Source organism: Sorangium sp. So ce726 (assembly GCF_051521405.1).
Taxonomy (GTDB): Bacteria; Myxococcota_A; Polyangia; order Polyangiales; family Polyangiaceae; genus Sorangium.
Map to the genome: position 1 here is coordinate 3,097,901 of NZ_CP150349.1, position 24,171 is coordinate 3,122,071.

Below are 24,171 nucleotides of genomic sequence, written 5' to 3' on the forward strand. Positions count from 1 at the left end.
GAGGCCCGAACCTCCGAGTCGAGCGTCGTTTACTTTCCGGGAGATGGCGATGCGTCACCACCGAGTCCGCAAGGGGCACGATCGAGCCGGTCTGCCGGAGCGCACGCGAAGAGCCGTAGACGGACAGGAGCCTGACGAGCCGGCGAGCGGAGCTCGGGAGGCGCGGGCTCGGGCATGTACCCGGAGGGCCGCGGCGGCAGGCCCGGCGCTCCTGCTGCTGGCCGCGCTCGGGGCGAGCCTCGGCTGCGCCGGCACCGGCGAGGGTGGCTCGGAGGCGCATGCCGCGCTGCGGGGGGCGTTCCCCGAGCAGGCGGCGGCGGCCCTCGAAGGCGCCGAGCGCTTCGTCGCCGTCCCAGGGAGCGGCTTCGAGCTCCCCGGGCAGGAGGCGCGGCGCGGGCTCCGGCTGCGGCTCCCGGAGCGTGGGGAGGGCGCTCTTCGCTTCGCCTTCGCCGACGGGCTCGCGATCGACGTCCGCGAGGCGAACGCGCACGGCGCGGGGCGGATCGAGGAGGGCAGCGTCGCGTATGCGCTGCCGGGGGGCGCGTCGTTCTGGATGGCGACGGAGGACGGCTATGAAGAGTGGCTGTTCTTCAGCGCCGGAGTCGAGCGCGGGCGGCCGGCCGCGCGGTGGAGCGTCAGCGGGGGCTTACCGCGGCTGCGCGGCGACATCGTGGAGGTGGTCGACGCGAGCGGCGCGGCGCGCGTCCGCGTGGCCGCGCCGGCCGCGTACGCGGCGGGAGGGCGGCCTGTCGCCACACGGCTCAGCGTCGAGGGCGGATCGATCGCCCTGTGGGTCGACGCCGCGCCCGGGGCGGCGCTGCTCGTGGACCCGAGCTGGGTCGCGGCAGCATCGATGAACCGCCCGCGCGCAGGGCATCAGGCGATTCGCCTCCTGGACGGCCGGGCCCTCCTCATCGGCGGAGACCTGAAGGCCTTCGGCGAAGAGCCGAGGGCAGACTCCGCCGAGCTCTACGATCCGGCGACGGACACGTTCACCCCCGCGGGCACGATGACGGACGACCGGAGCGGCCATTCGACCACGCTGCTGCAGGACGGCAGGGTGCTCGTCGCCGGCGGGTGGAGCTGGATCTCGGCCAATGCTTCCACCCTCGTCGACACGGCGGAGGTCTTCGATCCGGCGGCGGGCACCTGGACGGCCGTGGCGTCGATGCCCAGCGTGAGATCGGGACACGCGCCGCTCTTGCTTCAAGACGGGAGCGTCCTGGCCTTCAGCCCCTCCGGCGCCGAGATCTACGAGCCTGCCGTCGACACGTGGACTGTCAGGTCCACGCCGGGCATCGCGGGGTGCTGTGTTACCAGCACGCCGCTCCCGGGCGGGAAGGTCCTCGTCACGGGGTCACCAGGCGCGCACGGCGCCAATCAGGCCGCGATCTATGACCCGGCGGACGACACGTGGGCGCCCGCGGCGACGATGAACGCTCGTCACGGAGACGGTTACGAGGCGACGCTGCTCCACGATGGAAAGGTCCTCGTGGTGGCGACCTCCTGGAACGACCGCAACGCGGAGGTCTACGACCCCGCCGCGGACACGTGGACCCTCGCCCCGGGGCTGCCTCACATCCTGCGGCAGCCTTCCGGCGAAGGGGGCTACGTGGACAGGCCCCTCCAGGGGCGGACGATCACGCTCTTGCCGGACGGACGCGTGCTCGTCGCCGGAGGGTTCGAGGCATTCTGGGAAGACTGCCGTCCCGGCATCAGCCAGGGGTGTTTCTACACCGAGGAGCACACGAACGTGACTCACCTCTACGATCCGTCGAGCGCCAGCTGGACGGCCGGGCTGCCCATGTCCACCGTGCGCAGCTACCATGCGGCGACGCTGCTCCTCGACGGCAGCGTGCTCGTCGCGGGCGGTCAGGTCTTGCCGACGTATTACCCGGATGAAGGGCGCACCACGAGCGCCGAGCGCTTCATCGTGGGAGGCGCTGCCTGCGCGTCTGCCGCCGAGTGCGCAACCGGCTTCTGCGTCGACGGCGTCTGTTGCGGATCGGCGTGTGACGCAGGCCCATGCGATGCCTGCTCGGTCGCCGCGGGCGCGGCGTTCGATGGAGTCTGTGCGCAGCTCACGGGCCCTGTGTGCGACGACGGCGATGCGTGCACGCAGGGGGATAGCTGCAGCGGCGGCGTCTGCAGGGGCACTCAAGGCGAGGCAGACGGGTGCGGGACCCGTGAGGGCGGCAGTGGCCCGGGTACTGGCGGCGGTGGAGCAGGCGCTGGCGGCGGCGATACGGGTGCTGGCGGCGGAGCTGGGGGCGGCGGAGCGGGCACTGGCGGCGATACGGACGCTGGGGGCGGCGGAGCGGGCGCCGGCGGAGCGAGCGCTGGGGGCGGCGGAGCGGGCGCCGGCGGAGCGAGCGCTGGGGGCGGCGGAGCGGGCGCCGGCGGAGCGAGCGCTGGCGGCGGCGGAGCGGGTACTGGCGGCGATACGGACGCTGGCGGCGGCGGAGCGAGCGCTGGCAGTGCTGGAGTGGGGGGCTCCAGTGCTGCTTCGGCGGGCGCCGGCGTGACCGGCAGCAGTTCCTCGTCCTCCGCACCGAGCGGGGGATCCGCACCGAGCGGGGGTGGCTGTAGCCTCAGCCGCACGATGCCGAGCTCCACACCCCACGCGGGCCTGCTCTCGACGTTCGCCCTGATAGGCCTGCGGTGGCGACGGAGAGGTACGTCGCGCAGAGCGCCGAGGAATGCTGGCTGACGACATCGCGCCGTCGTCGGCGGCTCCGATGCTGAGATCTACGATCCGATCACGGGGAGCTGGGCATGGGCTTCGGTGGGCCACGGTAGCTCACGGTGGTGACTTCGCTCATCACAAGGTCATATAACATATTGATTCTTCTGGGATTTCCTCACGCGAGCGAGAGCGCACAGGGGGAGATTCTGTCCACTCGACCCGACCCAAAGGCTGGAGAAACTGTGGGATTTCTTGATATCCACAAAAGCGCTTGGACTTCCTACCCGCCGGAGGCCTCGAGGTCGACCGCGCCCGGCTAACGAGGCGACGCGACGAGGCGGAGGCTCTGATGCCCGCTGCGCGCGAAGCCTGAAGGAGACTCCTCCTGCTCGTCCCGTCGGTGGCGTCCAGCAGGAGAAGGGCGGCAGCGCCAGCTGGCGCGTCCGTGAGCGGTAGGGTGACCGTCGGCCGCTCGGCGTCGAAGCGGGTGCGCAGGTCCTCCGGGTAGAAATCTTGATAGTTTTCGCCTGTTTCGCCGCCGAGGGTGGCTCCGGTGTGGCCCAACGGGGCGCCCTGCGCCGCCGCATCGCCCACGGTTAAGGGTCCGTGGCATCACCGGTGTGGTTGGCATGATGGGTCCAGGCGCCGCTTGGGCTGCCTCATCCCATCCAGGGGGCCGCCTGAACGAAGCAGCCTGCGGCGCAGGCCCGCGTGCTCGGCCCGCTGAGCGAGCTTTGGAGGCGCCGGCGCGGCGCCTGCGCGCTCTCGTTCGTGTGGCCGCGGCTCGAGCCGGTGATCATCGCCGGGTAGCGGTCGAGGTCGCCACGCGCCGAGGCGGGAGCCATGAACGCGGCGGGCAGAGGAATTCAACTCTGCCGCACCTGGCGCCGCGCCCAACGGGGCCGGCCTCTGGTAGCCTCCGCTGCGCCGCCGACCGACCGGCGGAAACGAACGGAGAAAGAGACACCACCATGGCCATCGTTCTTTACCACCACCCGTTTTCGCGCGCCGCCAACACGGTGTGGATGCTCGAGGAAGTCGGCGTCGAGTACGAGCTCAAGTTCGTCGACATCATGGCCGGCGACCAGAAGAAGGAGGACGTCACGAAGCTCAATCCGATGGGCAAGCTGCCCTTGCTCGTCGACGGCGACACCGTCGTCACCGAATCCGCGGCGATCGGCCTCTATCTCGCGGATCGTTATGCCTCGGGCCGCCTCGCGCCGAAGCTCGACGACGCGGCGCGCGGCACTTATTTTCGCTGGTCGCTCTTCGCCCCCTCGGTCATCGAGCCCGGCTCGATGGCCAAGGCCGGCAACTGGGAGTTCCGCGCCGGCTCCGCCGGTTGGGGCAACTACGACGACATGATCGCGACGATGGAATCGGCCATCTCTGGCCGTGACTTCGTCCTCGGCAAGGAGTTCTCGATGGCCGACGTCATCTTCGGCGGCACCATCGCGTACATGCTCGACTTCAAGATGCTCGAGCCGCGCCCGAGCTTCACCGGATATGCCGAGCGGGTCAAAGCCCGCCCGGCGTACGCGAAGAGCGAGGCGCGCAACAAAGCCGTGATGGACGAGCGCGGCCTCAAGATGCCTGGGGCTTAGAGCGGGGAGCAGGTCCGAGGTGCACGCTGCTTGCATCCCCATGGCGGGAGGGCAGCAAGGATGCGACCCTGCGGACTCGACCTTCGAGAGCGCATCGTCAAGGCGTACGAGAATGGGGCAGGATCGGTACGCGACCTGGCCGAGCAGTTCGAAGTCGCACCGAAAACCGTGCAGTCCTATCTCACGCTCTACCGGACGACCGGCAGCGTTGCGCCGCGTCCTCGCGCCAACGGGCCGCGACCGAGGATCGACGGGCAAGCCCTGGATGACCTGAGGTCGCTCGTGGCGACGTCCTCCGACGCGACCCTGGACGATTTGGCTGACCAGCTCGCGCGCCGTGATCACATCGTAGCCAGCCGCCATACCGTCGGCCGGGCGTTGCGGCGGCTGAACATCACCCGGAAAAAAAAGCGCTCCACGCAGCCGAGCGCGACACGGAAGGTGTGACAGCGGCTCGCAAGGCCTTCGCGAAGAAGCTCGCTCGACTCGATCCACAAGAGCTGGTTTTTATTGACGAATTTGGGACCAATCTGGGTATGACACGGAGGTACGCATGGGCGCCACGGGGAGTCCGTGCCCACGGTGCGGTGCCGATCAACACCGACCCCACGATCACGCTCACGATCGGGCTGGCCCTCGATGGTGCCGTCGCTCCCTTCGCGTTCGAAGGCACGACGGACGGCGTAGCCTTCCGCGCGTACGTCGAGGGACAGCTCGTCCCGGCGCTGAGGCCAGGCCAAGTCGTCATCGCAGACAACCTCGGGTCGCACCGCACGCGGGGCGTTCGCGAAGCGATCGAAGGTGCTGGCGCGAAGCTGATGTACCTGCCGCCCTACTCCCCGGACTTTTCTCCGGTCGAGAATTGTGGTTCCAAGATCAAAGAGTCGATCCGAGCGGATGCGCCTCGATCGCCCTCAGCCGTCTACAAGTCGATGGGACATGCGATCGGCGCGATCACTCCGGTGGACGCTCGCGGCTGGTTCAACCACTGCGGGTACTGTATCCCTCGGACCTGCTCCCCGCTCTAGAGCGCCCAGAAGGATTGGAGCGGAGCGCCTCGGCGAGCGCCGTAGGAGCGCCGCGGTGTCCGGCAGCGTCAGCACGACGTCTCCGACGCGGCGCTCGAGCGTGGCGAGATCGAAGCCAGGCCGAACGCGAACCACCCGCCTCTTGGACAGCGCGATCTCGAGCGGCTCCGCCACGACCGGCGAGGCGTCGGCCACCACTGCACCGGCAGGAAGCGCGGCGCCTCCGTCGAGGCCCACGGCAGGGGCTGCGAAGGTCCGTAGGCCCGCAGCTTCCAGCGGCACCAGTACAGCTGGTAAAGCTTGTACCCCTCGTGCCGCGCGAGCTTCTCGGCAATCAGCCCGCTGCGCTCCCATCGCTCGACCCCCTCCACCCTCGTCGCCATCGCTTCCTCCTTCGTCGCGAAGGGGGACAGGTAACCGGCGCTGCGCCGACGATCACGCTGGCGTTGGTCGGGCGCTTGCGCTACGGACGGTCATGTTTCCAATTATCCGCCAGCATCGAGACCGTCGGAGCTCCTGCCTTCCCCCTGCCGCTGTCCTACGATAGGCTCGCGTATCCGTTCGCGACAGGGGGCGTTGGATGGTGGCGGGGAATACTGGGGAGACGTCGAACTCGTTCGGGAACATGAGGCTGCGAAGCCGGCGACGTCTCCCCGGAGAGGCGCGATCGCAGCGCTGCAGGGAGATGCTGCCAGGGGGCAATCTGGCGGTCGAGGAGGGGCGCAGCTCCTCGTTGGAGGATAGTCCGCATCGAAGTGAGGCGACAAATCCGATTGCATGGCTGACCTGTTTATCGACCCGGATCCCTCCTGTCTTCGGCGTTAATTTTATTCAATGGAATATGATAAATCGCTGTCTATGGAACGGCGAATTCAAACTCCATAAGTTCGCCCGTGCGCTCGGTGGCTCCATCTGGGTTGCGCTCTTGTTCTGCCTGCCGTCTGTAGGCTGTGCCCCCGTGCGCACTCAAGAAGCTCAAGAGCCTCGATCGGATGTTGTTTTGCGTTGCACAGAATCCCAGATTCGCTCACCCGACGAAGCCGCTTCGAGAGGTAGCAGTTATCTCGTAACGAAGAAGCGGGTTGATTCGTTGCCGCGGGATTGCGAGTCGCTGGTAGAGACCCTGGCCTTGCACAGGTCTGGAGAGTGGTGCAGTAGCAAAGCGTCGATTTGGGCCTTGCGCTACATGAAGGTGAACTATGCGTTTTCGGCGACATGGAGCAGATGTCACGGCTGTGACTATTCACATATCGAGTACCGAAGGGAACTCTTCGGCCGGCATCGAGCTCGCGGATGTTCCACGCGCGGATGGTGTTCCCAGAATAACGAGCAGTGATCCTGATGTGGTTAGCGTCGATGGCAAACCTCGCATACGCGCCGTTGGCAATTTTTCGTTTTACCTCAGCGCGCTTGCTACAACATCAGGCAGTGGCGCTGTAACGGTGACTGCGGCGACACGGTCCGGAATCCAGGCGACACTAGGGGTTGTGGTTGACGTTGCGATAGAGTTGCCGGATCCTGCTACTGAAGCTGGAGCTGTCGCCAGACTGTTGATGTCGGAGGCCCGCAGTCCTTCCCACGCCGACTACCTGGCAGCAGACACATTGGATAGTATGGGGTGGATGCAACGGGTTCTGGAGAATCGATTGGCGCACGATCCTTCTCAATTCGGGGCACGCGGGGCGAAAAATTTGATCGACATCATTCGCGCCGCCAATCAGTTTGATGGGTTTTCCGATTATCCGAACTGCGATCAGGGGGTTCGTCGTCGGCTGCAGCAGATGGTTAATATTGCGAACAATGACAATGATCGAGCGCAGCCGGATTTTCGAAATTTTATACAGAATGCTATTGATGTGGCTCGGTTGAGGGTCGCCATCCGGGACCCAATTCCAACAGGCTTGTTCGGGTGGAGAGCCGCAGGGACTGGAAGTCCAGGGCCCAGATTCGCGAGATTTCGTACGTTGGCTGGAAACACGTTCTTTACGTTGCGGCCATGATTGAAATCTTGATATGGTCTGAGATTTTTGCCTGCATGCATGGGCGCACTCTCCGGATGCCTCCGGGGCGCTTCGGCACGCAACCGCAGCGCGCGGGCGATCCCAGTAGAGCCTGCGGGCACTGGCGAGCGGCAAGGCTCCGGCAGCGGAGTCCACGCGAGCGGCGGGCTCGACGTTCGGCCCAAGCCTGCTCACCCCTCCGGTGCCACCGGCAGCCTGAGCAGCCGACCGAGCGCCTCGTGAACGACCCGAGCCCCCACCTCATCCCCGAGGGCGACGGCGCGGCTCAGGGCGCTGGCGAGCGAGGTGATCACCGCAGCCCGAGGCGACGGCCCGGTCACGGCGAGCTCCCCAGGCCCGAGGCTTGACGCTTGGGCCCGGGTTGGGCCCACGCCTTCCGAGGGGCTGCGATCCGTCGTCACGCCCTGCGCAAATCCCGGGGCATGCGACGGATCGCGACGGTTCGCCGCTGCGGAATCGTCCCGCCAGTTCTTCTTCTACGGCCTCTGGCACGTGCGCATGGGCCGCCTCGAGTTCTCCACTGGACGATCTACAGGATCTTCCTTAGCTGCGGCTACGGCGTCGCCATCGGCGAATGGAGATCCGCCCGCGCGGCGACCCGGTTCCTCGTCCTCGACTGCATCGCGTTCCTGCTGGGCACTGTCGGGCTTATCAGGGCGCCGTCGGGCTTATCGGCTACGGCAACTGCGTCGCGGCCCTGCCGGCCGCGCACTGACATCGTCCCGCCATGCCGCGCATCGACAGCCACCAGCACCTCGTCTACCGCGACCGCTTTCCGTACAAGTGGACCGCCAGCCTACCGGCGCTCGCGACGGCGCCCTTCACCCTCGCCGAGTACCGCGCGGCCGCTGCGAGCTGCGACATCACCGGGACGGTGTTCATGGAGGTCGACGTGCCCGAAGCGCATGCCGGGGACGAGGCGAAGTTCTTCTGCGCCCTCGCCGAGGACCCCTCCAGCGGCATCCGCGGCGTCGTCGCGTCGGGCCGGCCGGAGAACGCAGACTTCCCCGCGCACCTCGAAGCGATCCGTCATCCGAAGCTGAAAGGCATCCGCCGTAAGCGCTGCATGAGGCGCCGTCGACCCCAACGCCGGTCGGCCGGTGCAGGATGGGGGCGATGGAACCGGCTCGGTCAGCTCGTCGCGCGCTGCTCCTCCGCGGGAAGCGGAGGAGGCACGGTGATCGGCCCGAGGGGAACCTTCAGCTCGTCGACGACGAGCCGGGCGCGGGTGCGCGCCCAGTACCTGGGGGCGAGTTCGAGGTAGCGCTCGCGCGACCAGTAGGGCATCACACGGATGACGTCGGCCAGGTAGGCCTCGGGGTCGAGGCCGTGAAGCTTACAGCTCGCCACCAGCGAGAAGAGGTTGGCCGCGGCAGAGGCGTGGTCGTCGCTGCCGAAGAAGAGCCAGGACTTTCTCGCGACGGCAATGGATCGCAGAGCTCGCTCGCTGGCGTTGTTCTCCAAGCGCAGGCGGCCGTCGTCGAGGAAACGCCGCAAGGGCTGCTCCTGGTTGAGGGCGTAGCCGAGCGCGGTGGAGACGAGGCCGCGCTCGCGGGGACGTGCGTGCTCGGCCCTCGCCCAGGCAAAGAACGCGTCGACCAGCGGGCGGACGACGGTGTCACGGCGCACCTTGCGCTGCGCGGGCGCAAGATCCGCGAGCTTGCGATCGGCGGCAAAGAGGGCGTTGATACGGCGCAGCCCCTCGACACCGAGCTCGTGCTTGCAGACCGCCGCCTCCCAGAAGTTGGTACGGCAGTGCGACCAGCATCCGACTTCGGTCGGAGGCGGACCGCGCTGCTCGTTGGCAGCAGCGCCCCTCGGGGGTGTGCCGCGAAAGAGGGCGTCATAGATGGCGTGGGCGTCTGCCTGAATATACCGCGAGAAGCCGCGGAACATCTCGCAGACCGCAGCGCTGGTATGCTTGGGCTGGTATTCGAAGAAGACGTGATCCTTGTCCGCGAGGACGACGAAGAAGTGACCTTTGCGGCACGGTCCGGGCTTCTTGTCCTTGCGCTCCTGGATGGATCCAGGCTGTATAGAGACCCCAGTGGCGTCGGTGGAGAGGCAGAAGGCGGTCTCGAATGCCTCGTTCCGCGCCGCTTGGACGATGGCGCCCAAGGTCGCGCCCGCGTCTTCGGCGTAACGGCACATCGTGCCGCGATCGAGCGGCGCCCCCTGAAGCTCCAGCTGCTGTTCCAGTCGATAGAACGGGACACCGAGCAGGTACTTGCTGGTGAGGATGTGCGCGATGATCGACGGTGCGAGAAACGACCGTCGGAACAGCTCCTTGGGAAGCGGCGTCGTGATGAAGGCGGTGCACGTCTCGCCCATCGGCGCCGGCTGCGGCGTGTCCAGAGTTGTGGAGGAAGCGCTCAGCTTGCCGGCCGCCGCCCTGTTCTCCGCGCTGACGCTCGCATCGGGCGTCGGCGTCTGGACTTCCTTCGCGACGACCTGCAATGGGGCGGTTTCCACTTCCCCAGAGCTGCCCACGTCCGTGACGGACCTCTCGACCTTGTACACGACACGTGCGAGCACGATGCGGCGCATTCCGCCGCGCTCGTAGCCGAGTCGCGAGGTCTCCTCGACGCCGATGCGCGTCGCCGTCGCATCGAGCTCGGGGCAGGAGAGCTCAATGCGGACGACGGGCAGGTCCGACTCGGACAGGTCGCGACGGCCCTTGCCGCCGGACCTTCGTTTCGGCCCCTTGGGGTCGTCGTGCTGCCGCTCTTCGCCGCTGTTGCGCTCGGCAGCGTCGAGCGCTTTCTCGAGACGCTGAACCTCGAGGAACATCGAGTCGAACGCGAGCTGCTCCGCGCTCACCTCGGCGCGCTCCGCCTTTGCCACGAACAGTCGATGTCGCAGAAGCTGGAGCTGCTCGAGCGCACGGGTGTAGGCGCGCCGAAGCTGCGCGAGTGCATCGCGCGCTCCCACGAGCTCGCTCTTTGCCGCGGCGAGCTCTGCTTCGAGCTGCGCGATGCGCTGCTGCTCGGGCGTCGGCCTCGACGTGTCGGCGGCGTCGTGCACGACGCCGCTCTACGAAAGTCGGGCGTCGTTGTCGAGCGGATTCGTGCGGCTCAGTGAACGCGGCGCGGTGCGCGCTTTCGCGGTTTGGACGTGGGCGCGATCTCGATGCCGTCGAGCAGCGTCTCGAGCGTGGCGTCGTCCACCTCGACGTGGGTCGCCCCCTCGGCTGGCGGGTCGGGAAGCGCGAACATGCCGCGATCGAGGCGCTTTGAAAACAGGCAGAGTCCGCTGCCGTCGAAGAAGAGAATCTTGATGGTGGTCCGCCGCTTGCCGATGAACGCGAACAGCGCCCCGCAGCGCGCCTCGTACCCCACGCGCTCACGAATGAGACCCGAAAGCCGCTCGAAGCCGTAACGCATGTCCACCGGCTCCAGCGCCACGAACACCTGCACGCCCGCCGGGATCATCGCGCCGCCCCGCCAAGGGCGCGGACCACCTCCGCCAGCAGCGTGGGGTCGAATCCCGCGGCGACTCGCACGCGCACGCCGCCGACCTCGACGACAAGCTCCGGAGCGCTGCTCGTCACGGCGGGCGCCTTCGGCACCAGACGCAGAAAGCGCGGGGGCTCGGCCCGCGACAGTCGACTCGACCAGCCGTGCAGCGTCGAGGCCGCAAAGCCGCGGCTCCGCGCAAACGCCTCCGCTGTTTCACCGCTGTCGCGCCACGCCTGAACGCGCTCGGCCCACATCGCTTCTGTCGTTCTCGTACTTGTCATGCACACCATCATGAACTGGAGCGCGCGTCCTGGGTGAGACGGCGCTTCACGCAGCGCTTACCATCCGCCGCATCCTGTATGTTGCGCCCGACGCCACCTCCCAAGGCGCGCTCTTCCGGCGCCACGTCGCCGCGCTCGGCGCGGCCGGATTGACCTTCGACATCTGCGTGCGGGCCCGCCAGCTGCCGCTGGCGGCGGCGCTGGCCGACGCGGCGCCGGCAACCCAGCTCATCCTCGACCACTGCGGCATGCCGGACATCGCGGGTGGCGGGCTCGACCCGTGGCGGGCGGACCTTCGCGAGCTGGCCCGCCGCCCGAACGTCGCCTGCAAGATCTCCGGCCTCGTCACCTACGCCAAGCCGGGCGCAGTCACCGCCGACGCGCTGCGGCCCTATGTCGAGCACGCCGTCGCCTGCTTCGGTTGGGACCGGATTGTCTGGGGCGGTGACTGGCCCGTGTGCAACCTCACGTCCTCGCTCGGCGACAGGGTGCGGCTCCTCGACGAGCTCCTCGTAGCCGAGCCCGCGGGGAACCGCGCCAAGCTCTTCCACGACAACGCCTGCCGTCTCTACCGCCTTTGACCATGGAACGCCTCTCCGCCCACTACCCGATCGAGACCGCCCTGCCGGGCGGCCGGGAACAGGAGCGATTTTCGTAGCTTCCGCCTGTTTCGCCGCCGAGGACGGCTCCGGTGTGGTCCAACGGCGCGCCCTCCGCCGCCGCGTCGCCCGCGGTGAAGGGCTCGCGGCATCAATGCTCCCGCAGCCCGACCAGCGCTGGCTCGTCGACGCGGACGGGCAGCGCTACACGAGCGAGCTGCGCATGGTCACGTGCTTCGGCCCGGAAACCCGCGTCGGTCTCTCGCTCCGCCCGCCAGAGGTCCGGCCACGGATGGCCGGACGTCTGCGCCGCTTCGCGGCGGCTCATGCGGGCACAGGCTCACATCGGCGACGCGTCATGCGCGTCCCCGGCCGTGGACGTTGCCGAGGGGTCGACCTCCAGGTCCAGCGTCGTGACCTCGCCCGGTCGAAGCCGCGTCCCCCGGCCGATGCTCGTCGACACGACGCTCACCAGGTAGGGGCCCGGTGGGAGCGACGACACTCGGTAGTTCCCGTCCTCCGCTGTCATCGGGTAATGGATCTCCACGCCGCCGTCGGCGGTGGAGCTCGCCACCATGAGGCGCACCGAGGAGAGCGGCTTTCCGCCGGCCACGACGCGGCCCCGAAGCTCTCCCCGACCCTGACGGGGAAGCCTGATGTCCGCGTCGATCGTCTTCCCTTCCTGGATAACAATCCCGCTGACCACGACCTGCTCCCCGCGCTGCATCATCAAGCGGATTGGACCGGCCGGTATCTGGTCGAATCGAAAGCGCCCGTCATCGTCGCTCGTCGTGTTCACGAAGCCGATCGCCCGGTGGAGCAGCGTGAGCCTTACGCCGCCCAGGGGGCTGCCGTCAGGGGCTCGCGCCACGCCGGCGACCCCGCCGCCGGGAGCCATCACGAGCGTTACGGGCTGCACGCGATCGCACTCCGCGATCTGCAGATGAATCGAGCTGACGGCGTTCAATCCGTCATAGCCGCGGAGGACGACAGTTCCTTTCGGGACGCCCCCAAGGATGAAGGAGCCGTCGCTCTCGCTCGTCGCCTGGGCCGCGGCCTCCAGAGACACTTCGCTCATCTCACCAGCGACGAGGAGCGCTTCGGCATCGACAAAGACGCCGGGTAGAGGCGCTCCCGTCGCATCCACGACGCGACCGGCGATGAGACAGCCTTTCGCGAGCGTCAGGGTCACCTCGACGGACTCCGCAGCGTTCACCGTGAAGGGCTCCGAGAATGCGGGCGCGAACCCTTCTGCGGTCGCCCGGACCACGATTTCCCAAGACGGCAGCTGCTCGACACGGAATGAGCCATCGTGGCTCTCGAACCTTTTGGACAGCGGGGTAGGCGTCGCAGGCGTGTCCGCGGTCACGGCCGAGATGACGTCGATAGAAAAGCGCGCCACTGGCTGGCCGCGCTCGTCCTGCACACGACCCTCAATAATCCCGCTCTTCGGCAGCACGAGGCTGACGATCTCGCCGCTGTGCGCGGCAGCCGATGCGGCGCCGTATCCCTCCCTGCTGGCGCTGAGCTGGTAGGTATTGTCCGGGAGTTCAAGCTCGAAGCGTCCATCCTCATCGGTCCGGGAGGTGGCAGCCGTCGAGAGCACGTTGCCGGCGACCTCGAAGCTCGCCGCGACCACAGTGGCGCCCTCGAGGGCTGATCCATCGACTCCATAAACATACCCGGTGATCACCCGCGTCATCGCCTTTGCCTCCTTCGCCGTTGCTGGTGGCGTGACGATCGCTCTGCTCCTATGGGCGAGCCACTTCTTCGGCAGATCGACGGAGGGCTCGGCGGCCTCCGCGACCGCATCCGCATCACGATGCCGTGGGAGCGCCAGAGAGGCGACGGCGCCGAGCAGGGCGACGAGGAGAAGGCAGCGCATGAGCCGTGATTTCGCCCGCAAAACTCTCGGTTGCGAGTCAACCTGATGCATGGTCCCTCTCTCTTCAGGGACACCGGCGCGGGAAGGGGGCGCTGTCCCGTTCGGTGTCATGTTCCGGCCCGCCCTCGCGGGAACACCGCCTGGTCGGCTTGGTCGCGGCGTGCCCGCTGGCCCCGTGGCGCTACATCGGGGTCAGACTTATACTGTAGGGGACGCTCGCCGGATGGAACTGAATGATGCCGTTGAGCACGCCAGACCCGCCATCCTCTCCGAGCTGCAGCTGAGAAATGCGGTGTTTCTGCAGGCGGCTATCGAAACCCGTGTTGACGCCGCGCCTGCGGAGCTGAACGGACGTCGAGAAAGGAGACAGCGCGTTTTTCTCGCAATCCATGTTCCCTGATGTGGCAAGCTCCTCGACAGTGAGACTCGCGTCGGATGGCTCGACGGCGTTGTTGCTCCACCGCACGCTATACACACACGCCGCGTCGAAGCCGTCTGCCACGCTCTGTTCCAGCGTGAACCGCCAGGTGCCGACAGGTACCCTCCTCAGGCCGTTGATGATGGATGCTGCGTGAATGCTGTCCCCAATCAGCGCCATGGCGTTTGTAGGGATCGAGATGACAGCTCCGAGCGCGACCGCCCAGCAGTTGAGCTTCTTCATGGTAGACTCCTCCGAGAGATTGATCTTTGTTCAGGGTGGATGAAACCACGGACCCCGCGGACTACCCTTGGAACCCATAGAGCGCCGATCACGTTGAAATGCGGCGAAGATCGATTCATGAGAAGAGGATCGCAAGGGACGCAAGGGGGAGAGAAGAACATGATTCCATCTCTGTCCCCTTGCTGCCTCTCCTCTTGCTGCATGCCGTGCTCTTCCAGCTTGCTCCTCGGCGGATCCGGAAGGTGACCCAGTCTGTTGAATTTGGCTGACGTTCAACCTGTTCGGTGCTCTAGGGTCAGGAGCTCTTGCCCAAGGAAAGACATGCACTTGACCTACGCGATGACCGAAGCCCTCCCTCGTCAAGAGTCGCCACCGATGGATGCCGCTCAAGGAACAGAATCGGAGATTGTTTGCTTCGCGTCAAGCGCGAATCGACTGCGCGCTTGACGAGGCGATGTGATGCCGAAATGGCGTTCAACCCCAGCTGTCTTGGACAGATCTCTTCTTTTGGTCATGGTCGCCCATGCACGCTGTTCCTCGAGTAAACTCGCCTGTTCGCACACAGCGGGCGCGTAAGTGAGGCAGCTCTCGCCGGTAGGGCCCGCCGAGGCGCAGCCCGCCGCTCGTCACCCTGTTGGCTACAGCGGCAAGCACATCGAGCGCGAGGGCCGACCACTCCCCCAGCATTGACGGGGAGAGCGAGACAATGAAGCGAGCATACTGACAGCGCCGTGTTCTCGTCGCGCAGCTCGACCAGAAGCCTGAGCGGGGAGTGTCAAGATAGCTGGCCGTTCCGAAGCGAGATGGATGCCGCGATCGGCCAGGCGCGGCACGATCTGTTTGGGCGAGAGATTGCGGAACTCGGGCCTGTTGGCCGTCTCGACGGCGCGCCGGCGTTCCGCTTCGGTCAGCTTGTGCACCGGGGCGTGGTGCGGTCCGGCTCGGCCGGTGACGACGCTCGCGATCAGCCGCCGCAGGCGAGGGGGATCGTCAATCTCCACATGTCGTTGAGCAGCACCGGCGCGAACTCCGCGGTCGCTCCTCCTAAGATGTAGAGCTCGTAGACCGTGGCGGTCGTGCGAGTGAAGTAGAACTGGCCGAACCTCGGCGCCGGCGCCGGCCCCGTCATCGCGGTGTCCACGCGGGTCCAGGTCCCGGTGTGGAGATCGAAGTACCAGACATCGGACAGGGTGGTACCGTCGAACTGGCTGCCTCCGAACAGCCAGATGCGGTCGTTGTGCTCATCGGCGATCAGCTTCGCGTTGTCGCGGTGGCCCGGTCCGCCGGCCTCGTCGAAGACGAGCTGATCCCAGGTCTCCGTGTCGAGGTCGAACCACCAGAGGTCGCCGAGGTAGTTCTCCGGCGTGAACAGGCCGGTCCCGTTCATGGCGTCGTTCGTGTAACCTCCATAGACGAGCAGGGCGTTCCAGCCACGCGAGCGGCATCGTCCATCGCGACCTCAAGCCGGAGAACGTGCTGCTCGCCGAGCAGGACGGGGAGCGCGTCGCCAAGGTCGTCGACCTCGGCCTTGCGCACGTCGCTCCGCGTGTCAGAGAGTTCGGCAGTCCCGCGCACGTCAACCCTCTGCCACGAACCGCCAGGCTACATCGCCGCTCTCGTGCTGTGTTCCTAGATCCCGCACTCCAAGGAGCGGCAGCGTCTTGGTCCAGAATCGGATCGCTCGAGCGTTGTCACGTATAGCACGGAGGTGCCACCGCCCTGGATACCGATGGAACAGTACCTGGAGCGCAACTTGGCCTGCGCCGGTGCCACGGCTCCCGTGGATCAAAAAGAGCTCCGCGATGCTGAAATCGACGTCGTTCGGCATGTATCTGAACGGTCGTAGGCCGACACACACGAACCCGATCGGTCGGGTGTCGCTTGTAATGACGTGCGCTCGCTGGAACGGCTGCATTGGGTCCTGCTCCGACTGCGGAGTTCGCAGGTTGCCGGGCGGTGTCACGCTTGAGACCCAATCGTCGACGATGTCCGGCTGCCATCGACCGGCCTCGTCCAGAACGTAGAAGTTCGTGTCGAAGAGGGCTTGTGCACGTGGACCTCGGTCGGCTTCGCATGCTTCATCGGCCCACGCAGTGCGCGTCGCGCGCCGCTCTCGCCGGACGCCGCGAGCAGCCGGTACATCGTGCGGATGGAGCGACGCCCCGCGCCGCTGGGGCGCGGTAGATCGACGGATCGGAGATGGGACGGCTTCGGCACGGCTCAGGGCCATTCTCCGCCTCTCGCCACAGATTTCCAGGGCAGCCTGTCTCACCGGGCGTTGGCATCTTTTGGCACAGAGGCGAGCCTGTCTCACCCGACATTGGCACAGATTGGTCCGTGGAAGTAGCCCCATGTGCAGCACCAAAAGCAACCTCCTTCCCGAACGCGCCGAGACCTGCGGGCACCGACTTGGACTCACCGCGAGGGCGCGCGCAACTTTGGCAGATTATTCCTGCCGGTGTGCTCGAGCGTACCGCGACAGCAATGTCTCGGGTCGCGCGCGCCTCGTTGAAAGCACCGCGTGTACGCGAGGTTCAGTAGCTGGCACGTCGCTTGCGGCTGCGTTCGCACGGGTGAGGGGCCGCGCGCAGGCGATCGTGCCTCGCGCTCGCGACGAGAGGAGCAAGCAACGCGATGAATCGGCGGATCGCAACGTGGTCGTGCGTCGTGGTGTGTTCGATCGGGGTTTCGACAGGACGCGAGGCGCGAGCAGAGGAAGCCGCGCGCGCTGCGCCACGAGAGGAGACGGCGCTGCGCGACGAGCCCGAGCGCGCGGTGCTCGGCTCGGCGTTCGTGGATCCTGCGGGGTTGTTGTTGTTCGGCCCGCGTGTGGGCGGGGAGCTCGGCGGTGAGCGCTGGACAGTGGGCGCGAGCGCGCGCGTTTTTCACTGGGGTCTGATAAGCCGCGCGTTGTTCCTCCAGGAGGAGTGGTCGTTCGCTTTCAGCTATGGAGTCGCGCTGCGCGGGCGCTATTACCTTCAGCCCGCGCAGCGCGGCCTGCACCTGGGCGTCGCGGCCGAGCTCTTGGCCACCAACGTCGAGCAGGCCGCGGAGCGCGTGGTGACGCACTCGTTCTACGGCGTGCCGCACATCGAGGTGGGGTACCGCTTGCCTTTCGGCAGCTTCTACATCGACGGCAGCGCGGGCGCCGGTTACGCCTTCCAGCTCGCGTCCCGCGTCGACGATCTGCCGGGGGGTAGCTCTGCCCAGTTGTACGAGGCCGCCGACGAGAGCAACGTCTACGCGTCGGCAGCGCTCGATCTGGGCCTGCGCTTCTGAGGGAGAAGGCATCGTAGGGACGTCGGCAGCGCGATCTGTCGAACCGCGCACACTACGTGCCCAGCTCCGTCCCCGGCAGGGCGATAGCCCTCAGCCGCGCGGGGCCCATCGGCGCTGAGGCGGTCGTGGGGCTGGTCATGAGCGAATGCGCGGCTTGGCGCACACGACCCTCGGCGGCAGGTCAGGAAGGGCGGGCGCCAGCAGCTCGGCGATGCGGATCCCGTCGGATGCCGTCGCGCGTCCGGGCTCTCCTCGGACCGGATGAACGCGCTCGTGGCGGCGGGCGCCGCGGACGTGGCGCGTTATCCGGTCGCGCCGGACGCGCTGTCTCGCAAGATCGCGCGGGTCCTGCGCCGGGGGCGCTGATCTGCGGGTCAGAAATCCCGCCAGAAAAGCCGCTCGATGGCGAGCGGTCGCCGGAAACAGCAGCAATTTTAATAGTTTCCTCCTTTTACGCCGCCGCGGGTGGCTTCGGTGTGGCCCAACGGAGCGCCCTGCACCGCCGCGTCGCCCGCGGTGAAGGGCCCGCGGCATCACCGGTCCCACCGTACGGCCACGCTGCACGCGCTGGTTGACATAGAGAACCTTACGCGATCCGCATCCCTCGAGAAAAAGCGACGCTGTATCAACAACTTATCCATGCATCCCCCAGCAGCGCCGCAGGAGCGTCGCGGCGCTGCGCGCGTCTGCCCCAAGCGCCTCAATCCACAATGGGGCGAGCGGGGCAAACGCAGCACCCACCGGAGCAGGCAGGGCACCCGGAGCAGGGTGGGCCGCCGGTGCCGGCGCTCGATCAGCGCGAACCCTCGCTCCGCTCGATGCTCAGCTCAGGATGGTTCGTCTGGATCCATGCGAGCGCCTGCTCGATCACCGCAAGTTCGTCCGCGTAGAGGATGCAGGGGGACACGCAGAACTCGAGGTAGGCGGGCGTCGACCAGATCACCAGGTCGTCGCTCGTCCAGAACGACTGCGTCCGGTCGCTGAGCTCGGGCGCGCGCGGGACGCCGAGGGCCCGCGCCAGCGCCTCGCCCACGTCCTCGGAGAGGCTCGCGCTATGGCGGGCCGGCCACCCCGGGGTCACGTCCGGAGCCTCGTGCCCCAGGGCGAACCGCTCCAGGAAGATGCGCCACGAATCCGCGAAGACGAAGCGCTCTACCACCCCGTCGTCGGCGAGGATCGCGCCGTCGGCGGCCATGAAGTACAGGCCCCTGGAGAAGGCGCCGATCGGCACCAACCCGTTGCGGGGCAGGACGCCGCCCTCGAGCTCGAGCGCAGGGCCCAGCCAGGTGTGCTCTCCGTGGTCGCGGGAGACACAGAGGCCGCCCGCGTGCTGCTCGAACGCGAACAGCGGCTCGCTGGCCGCAACGCCGTGAGGCGCGAGCAACTCCGCGAGGCGGGCGCGCGAGGCGGCGAGCTGCGGATCCCGGAGCACCCCCCGCGCGCGCAGGGCGTTTACCGCGCGGTCGGTGAGCACGCCCCGGAACCCCTCGGCGGCGAGCATCCATCGCGTGTGCACCAGCCGGTCGCCCGCCTGCGGGAGGTCGTAGCGCTCGAGCACACGCCCGCCGAAGTCGCGCTCCTGGACGAGGGAGACGCCTGACGCGCTGCGATCGATGCGCAGCGCTCCCCGTTGCTCGGGCCGATCTAGGCCGATGGGCACGAGCCCGCGGCTCGCCGGCGCGGGGGCTTCGCCCGGATCGCGGAGAGCCACAGCGACCTCGTCGCAGGCGATCGCCGCGACCACCGGCGAGCCCGCGAGCGCTTCGACCGCCCGGGCGAGCCGCTCGACCGACCTGGCGAAGACGAGCGTCCGGTCCGGCGCGGCGCCCGAAGGGTGCCCGTCGACGATGACGAGATCCTCGGCGTCCCAGATCGTGTGGTAAGCATCACTCGCGGCCGCCGCGAGCCGAGCGCCGAGCGCCTCCGCGAGCCGGGCGCCAGCGCGCGGGCGGGCTTCGAGGCGCAGGTGGTGGAGGCCGCGCTGCGCGATGTCGAGAAAGCGCGCGAGCTTCTCGACCAGGATCACGGGGGACGCCGCGTAGGGCACCGGCGTGTTCCCCGTCGAGGAGCCTTCCACGGAGACGGTGCCGTCCTCGGCCACCAGGAGATCGACCAATCCCTGGGCGCGTTCCGCGCGGTCATGAGAGACGTGCAGGTACGGGTCGAGCCCCGCGAACGCCGCGAAGGGGGCGCTGATCCCGATGGGCCAAAAGCCATCGCGGGACAGCGTCCTCGTCATGTTGCGTTCCAGCAGCGCCGCTGGGCCGAGAAGGATCTCCCACCAATCTCGCGAGGGGGGACCGAAGGAACCGCCGCTCGCGAGCTCCAGCGGGTCCCGCGCGCGATCCGAGCCGGCGAAGCCGCCGATCGCAGTCTCGGCGGCGAACAGCGCCTCGTGGGTGGGAAGCCCGCGCAGACGCAGCAACTTTTCCAGCTGTTCGCGTCCGGCACGACGCGCCTCGCTGCGGACGATGCCACGGCGGGCGAGGGTCTCGATGGCAAAGGGGGAAATCTCCATGGTGGGCCCTCAGCGCGGCATCTGCACCCGCATGTTCGCTGCATTGCGTGGGTTCATGAGGCTCCTCGCGCTCCTCGTCGGTGCGCCCTGGTTCATCGCTTGTTGCCATCCGGGGCTCGGATTGTCGATGCCCGGCGTGGTGCGGCCCACCAGATCCACGAGCTCGTTCGGCGGTGCGCCCTGGTTCGCCTGATTCTGGAGGTTGCGGAAAAGCACGCCGCAGTTCGGGCAGGCATTTCGCGCTCCGCCGCCCTGCTGCGTCGAGCTGATCCCATCGATCTCTCGGAGCGCGCCGCGGAGATGCTGGTTGTTCGGATCGCTGGCCGAGCCGCATGTCCCGCGCGGCAAGTTGTTGCGTCGCTCATAATCATGGAGATGCTCGCTCAGCGCCGCCGGCTCGGAGCAGTTCGCCGGATGGCGCGTCGCCTGGGGGAATTGCCCGTTGGTCGAGCCGTTTGCGGCCTGAACGGGCACCTGCGGCGCCATGTTGTTCCAGACCGCGGGGTGGATATCGACCGGGTTGTCGGGATCGCGCCCGCCTTGGCTTACACCGCTCGCGTTTGGCAACGGCGTGCGGCTGCCGTCCGGGTTGATCTGCGAGCGCTGGATGTTCGTGGTCATCGCTTGCAAGCCGTCGAGGTCCACCGTGTTGAGCGGCGAGTTGTCGGCGAAGCCGTAGCGGCGGACGATTTCGACGGGATCCGGGCTGATGTAGCGGCCAATGTCGGGGTCGTAATAGCGATGCCTGTTGTAACAAAGGCCGGTCTCCTCGTCCGCGTACTGGCCAGGAAACCGCAGCGGCGTGAATGCCTCTCCCTGCACCGCGCCGAACGCGCGCGCCCGCTGCTCGGCCGCGATCTGCCCCGAGGACGTCACGAGAAGATCGGGGAATCCGTTCGGCGCGCTCACGTAGAACCGGGGCGCGCCGCCGTCATCGATGTGCGCCAGCGGGGCGAAGCTCCCATCCGGGAAAACGTACGTTCGCGTCTCGGTCACCGGGACGTCCAGGGACGCGTCGCGCACACGCACCTCGTGAAGCAGGCGCTGATCGTCCCAAACGAAGCGAGTCAGGGCAAGGAGCTGTCCTTTGCTGGAGCGAACCCGCTTTGCCAGCCGCCGGCAGAACGCGTCGTAAATGAACTCCACGAGGCGCCCGTCGGGCGCGACGGCCGAGGCCAGGCGCCCGCGTCCATCCCAGGTGTACTTCCAGCGGCTCCCGTCGGAGAGGCGCTTTTCGACGAGGCGCGCGCGCTCGTCGTAGGTGTAGGCCGTTTCCCCCCGCCGCAAAAGGGCACCGCCGCGATCGTACGCGTGCTCGCCGGCCTCGGTGGCGTAGAGGTTGCCGACCTCGTCGAAGCCGAAGAGCTCCGCCCTCCCGTGGGCAGGGATCTTGGCGAGGAGCTGTCCCATAGGATCGTACCGGTATCCCGTCGCGCCGAGACGCGCGTCGAGCTCCTCTTCGAGAAGACCTGCAGGGCAGTAGCGATACTGCGTGTCCGAAACGACCCCGTGCGCGATGGGCCCAACCCACTCCGGCTCGCCCGGTCCAACCGCGGTGCGCGCTGTCGCGGAGAAGACGCGCCGCTGGGCGAGGCGACCGGCCGGATCGAAGTCGTACTGAATGCGCCCGCCGCCCGGAAGGACGGCCTGCCGCTCGCGACCGAGCGCGTCGTAGTGGAAGTCCACAACCTCCCGGCCGAGCGCCACCCGCGCGATCTTGCCCATGATGTCTCGATGCATGTGCTCGACGTACCCGAGCGAGCTGACGCGCCGCGTCCTCCGCCCCATGGAGTCGTAGACCGCTTCAATCGTGTGGCGGACGCCGAGCGTGATCTGCTCCTCCTTCACGAGGCAGCCCCGCTCATCGTATGTCAGGTAGCACTCCGTGTCAGGCGTTCGCGCATCGATCAGCCGCCCCACTTCGTCATAGGCAAACTCCTCCACCCCGCCGTCGTAGATCCGCTTGATCAACTGCCCGGCTGAGTCGTACTCGTATTCGACCAGCTCGCCGGTGCTGCTCCGCCACTGCGTCAGCCGACCGAACAGATCGCACCGGAAGTCGTGCGTGCGTCCGTCCATCAGCTCCTCGCGGATCACGTGTCCTGCGAGGCTCCGCACGAAGCGATGAACCTGCCCGCGCTCGTTGTGCACCTCGATGAGGTGGCCTTCGCGGTTGTAGCGGTACCGGATGGGCCCCGCACCATCGTGCTGCACCTCGCAGAGCACGTTGAGCCCGCCCCAGGTGAGCCTGTCGACGCGCCTGGCCGCATCGACAATCCGCGCCAGCCGTCCCTCGGCGTCGAACTCGAACGTGGTGACCCCGCCCGCTGGATCGGAAACGGTGCGCAGCAGGCCGCGCGCGTCATACGCGTAGCGCGTCACGGCGCCGAGCGCGTCGATGTATCCCACGACGCGGCCGAGGTCGTCGTAATAGATCGTCTTCTTCGCGCCGTTCGGCTCGATCACGGCGGTGCGGTTGCCGTGCGCGTCGTGGTCGAAGCGGGTCACTCCCCCGTTCGGAAGCGTTGCCACGCTCACGAGCCCACGCTCGTCGTAATCGTACATGACGATGGCGCCGCGCCGGTCCTCGACCGCGAGAAGATTGCCCAGATCGTCGCGTGTATACCGGAGCGCGCTCCCATCCGCGCGCACGAGCTCGGTCAGCGCGCCGCGATCATCGAAGGCATACTGCGTCCGGCGGCCGAGCGGATCGACGACCGCTGTGACGCGCCCTGCCGCGTCGCGCTCGAAGCGCGTCATCGCGCCCGTTGCGTCCCGAAAAGCGACGATGTTTCCGAGGGAGTCATACTCATGCGAGAGCACGCCCGCGCCCCATGTCGACCTATCCACCTTGCCATGCTTGTTACCGAAAAAGCGCCGGACACGGAGCGAGTCCGCTACTTCGGAGTAGCCGTCTCCCGAGAACTCCAGCTTGCAATGGAATATGCCACGCGCTCGCGTCACGCCGTCCGCGAGGAACACAGGCACCCCGGCCGCGAGGCTTGGGTCCTCCTGAGCGGGGTATTCACCCCAGGTCTCGATGCAGCGTCCCTCACGGTCGTACCGGTAGTGGACCACGAGCCCGCTGCGGTATGCGTGGGTGACGAGGCGGTGCTCCTCGTCATAGGCGTACCGGCACACATGTCCCTCGGCGTCCGTAGCCTCGACAAGATCCCCGCGCTCGTCATAGCGATACGTGAAGAAGGCGTGCCAGCCGGAGGGGCTCGTCGCCGTGCGCACCTCGAAGGCGGCGATGCGGCCCGAGCGCTCCCGCCGGACGCGCACGAAGCGCTGAACGCAATCGCGGATCCAGGCGAGGCCGGAGACATCGTAGCCCAGCTCGATGCAGTTGCCGTTGCGGTCGAGGAGCGCGGTCAGGCGATAGCGCGACCCCAGCTGATGGCGCTCGTTGAACAACAGCGTGAGCCCGTCCTCGGTCGTGAGCGCGAATCCCCAGGCCGCGCGGCGCAGCACGATCTGTCCCACCAGCGGGCGCGTCTCGCCCTCTTCCAGCAGCGGGGCCGTCACCACGGTGCCGTCGTCCTGCACGATCCGCACGGCGCGCCTGGAGAGCTCGATTTCCCAGGCAAGCGAGTGGCTCCACCCGAAGCCAAGGCCCATGTCGCGATCGCGCGCAGAGGACGAGTAGCGCCGCTGCACTACGAGCGGCAGCGGACCGGGCAGGCCGAGGTCGAGCGTCGGCAGCGTGAAGACGCGACCGGTGACCACGTCGACCGGATCGCCGGCGGAGGTGCCACCAGAGCCGCCGTGGACCGGGTTGGAGCAAGCACCGGCCCCCTGCCCATTTCCGCAACCGTTGGCCCCCTTGCCGCCGCCGTCAGGGTTGTTGCCGCCATGGCTAGCGCTCCCGCCCTGACCGTCTCCATTCCCGCTGTCTCCCCTGCCGCCCTTGCCACCACCGCCGCCTCCACCGCCCATGATCCAGACGCCAGGGTTCATTCCAGGGATCGCAGGGATGTTCGGGACCGGAGCCGTGCGCGCCATTCAGGCATGCTCCCCAGCGATTCTCACCCCTGTCAAGATGAGAGCTTGGGTGCCCAGACGCGGCCCAGGAAGCCCGCGCGAGACGCTGGAGCATCATCGAACGGGACTCCTTTCATAATGGATTTTTCCAGGCACAACACGCGTTG

At 67.6% G+C, this 24,171-nt stretch carries 18 protein-coding genes; 8 read left to right on the forward strand and 10 right to left on the reverse strand.

From position 1 onward, the window contains the following. Positions 1–49: 49 nt before the first annotated feature. The 4 genes from WME79_RS11785 to WME79_RS11800 all read left to right on the forward strand — a co-directional run bounded on the left by WME79_RS11785 (position 50) and on the right by WME79_RS11800 (position 5,318). A complete protein-coding gene (locus WME79_RS11785) occupies positions 50–2,710 on the forward strand; it encodes a Kelch repeat-containing protein (RefSeq protein ID WP_437534879.1) in 2,661 nt (886 codons plus the stop codon). 947 nt (positions 2,711–3,657) lie between these two features. Then, complete coding sequence (locus WME79_RS11790; RefSeq protein WP_437278563.1) at positions 3,658–4,290, forward strand: glutathione S-transferase family protein; 633 nt, start codon at positions 3,658–3,660, stop codon at positions 4,288–4,290. A gap of 60 nt (positions 4,291–4,350) precedes the next feature. Next, complete coding sequence (locus WME79_RS11795) at positions 4,351–4,737, forward strand: helix-turn-helix domain-containing protein (protein ID WP_437521135.1); 387 nt, start codon at positions 4,351–4,353, stop codon at positions 4,735–4,737. Next, positions 4,734–5,318, forward strand: coding sequence for an IS630 family transposase (locus WME79_RS11800; protein WP_437521138.1), 585 nt, complete (start codon positions 4,734–4,736; stop codon positions 5,316–5,318). The genes WME79_RS11795 and WME79_RS11800 overlap by 4 nt, the downstream gene beginning before the upstream one ends. A gap of 68 nt (positions 5,319–5,386) precedes the next feature. On the opposite strand, the gene WME79_RS11805 is transcribed toward WME79_RS11800, so the two are convergent. From WME79_RS11805 to tnpA, 5 genes are all read right to left on the reverse strand, one after another. Continuing rightward, positions 5,387–5,701 (reverse strand): hypothetical protein, encoded by a 315-nt coding sequence (locus tag WME79_RS11805; protein WP_437534880.1) that lies wholly within the window; start codon positions 5,699–5,701, stop codon positions 5,387–5,389. A 1,808-nt stretch (positions 5,702–7,509) separates the two neighbouring features. Beyond that, positions 7,510–7,659 (reverse strand): hypothetical protein, encoded by a 150-nt coding sequence (locus WME79_RS11810; protein WP_437534882.1) that lies wholly within the window; start codon positions 7,657–7,659, stop codon positions 7,510–7,512. 811 nt (positions 7,660–8,470) lie between these two features. After that, positions 8,471–10,363, reverse strand: coding sequence for an IS66 family transposase (gene tnpC, locus WME79_RS11815; protein ID WP_437528960.1), 1,893 nt, complete (start codon positions 10,361–10,363; stop codon positions 8,471–8,473). Positions 10,364–10,413: 50 nt separating this feature from the next. Next, positions 10,414–10,743 (reverse strand): IS66 family insertion sequence element accessory protein TnpB, encoded by a 330-nt coding sequence (gene tnpB, locus WME79_RS11820; RefSeq protein WP_437528963.1) that lies wholly within the window; start codon positions 10,741–10,743, stop codon positions 10,414–10,416. A gap of 23 nt (positions 10,744–10,766) precedes the next feature. Then, positions 10,767–11,078, reverse strand: coding sequence for an IS66 family insertion sequence element accessory protein TnpA (tnpA, locus tag WME79_RS11825; protein ID WP_437528966.1), 312 nt, complete (start codon positions 11,076–11,078; stop codon positions 10,767–10,769). A 74-nt stretch (positions 11,079–11,152) separates the two neighbouring features. Here tnpA and WME79_RS11830 point away from each other — a divergent pair, with 74 nt between their 5' ends. After that, entirely contained in the window at positions 11,153–11,659 is a 507-nt protein-coding gene (locus WME79_RS11830; protein ID WP_437539826.1) for an amidohydrolase family protein, read from the forward strand. Between the two features lie 358 nt (positions 11,660–12,017). Here the strand turns inward: WME79_RS11830 and WME79_RS11835 are convergent, their stop codons facing one another. Next, on the reverse strand, positions 12,018–13,379 hold the full coding sequence (locus WME79_RS11835; protein ID WP_437534884.1) for a carboxypeptidase regulatory-like domain-containing protein: 1,362 nt from the start codon (positions 13,377–13,379) through the stop codon (positions 12,018–12,020). A gap of 51 nt (positions 13,380–13,430) precedes the next feature. Here WME79_RS11835 and WME79_RS11840 point away from each other — a divergent pair, with 51 nt between their 5' ends. Continuing rightward, the gene (locus tag WME79_RS11840) at positions 13,431–13,571 is read left to right on the forward strand and encodes a hypothetical protein (RefSeq protein ID WP_437534885.1); all 141 of its coding nucleotides are present in this window, start codon (positions 13,431–13,433) and stop codon (positions 13,569–13,571) included. Positions 13,572–13,743: 172 nt separating this feature from the next. On the opposite strand, the gene WME79_RS11845 is transcribed toward WME79_RS11840, so the two are convergent. Together WME79_RS11845 and WME79_RS11850 are read right to left on the reverse strand one after the other, a co-directional pair. Further along, complete coding sequence (locus WME79_RS11845) at positions 13,744–14,223, reverse strand: hypothetical protein (protein ID WP_437534886.1); 480 nt, start codon at positions 14,221–14,223, stop codon at positions 13,744–13,746. Between the two features lie 964 nt (positions 14,224–15,187). Beyond that, positions 15,188–15,610, reverse strand: coding sequence for a Kelch repeat-containing protein (locus WME79_RS11850; protein WP_437534887.1), 423 nt, complete (start codon positions 15,608–15,610; stop codon positions 15,188–15,190). A gap of 56 nt (positions 15,611–15,666) precedes the next feature. Here WME79_RS11850 and WME79_RS11855 point away from each other — a divergent pair, with 56 nt between their 5' ends. Together WME79_RS11855 and WME79_RS11860 are read left to right on the forward strand one after the other, a co-directional pair. After that, positions 15,667–15,924 carry a phosphotransferase gene (locus WME79_RS11855; protein ID WP_437539827.1) on the forward strand — a complete coding sequence of 86 codons (258 nt, stop codon included), beginning with the start codon at positions 15,667–15,669 and terminating at the stop codon, positions 15,922–15,924. 933 nt (positions 15,925–16,857) lie between these two features. Further along, positions 16,858–17,502 (forward strand): hypothetical protein, encoded by a 645-nt coding sequence (locus WME79_RS11860; protein WP_437534888.1) that lies wholly within the window; start codon positions 16,858–16,860, stop codon positions 17,500–17,502. Between the two features lie 793 nt (positions 17,503–18,295). On the opposite strand, the gene WME79_RS11865 is transcribed toward WME79_RS11860, so the two are convergent. Beyond that, positions 18,296–20,020: a hypothetical protein gene (locus WME79_RS11865; RefSeq protein ID WP_437534889.1), complete on the reverse strand. Its 1,725-nt coding sequence runs from the start codon at positions 20,018–20,020 to the stop codon at positions 18,296–18,298. A 9-nt stretch (positions 20,021–20,029) separates the two neighbouring features. After that, positions 20,030–24,025 (reverse strand): RHS repeat-associated core domain-containing protein, encoded by a 3,996-nt coding sequence (locus WME79_RS11870; RefSeq protein ID WP_437534890.1) that lies wholly within the window; start codon positions 24,023–24,025, stop codon positions 20,030–20,032. Between the last annotated feature and the right edge of the window lie 146 nt (positions 24,026–24,171).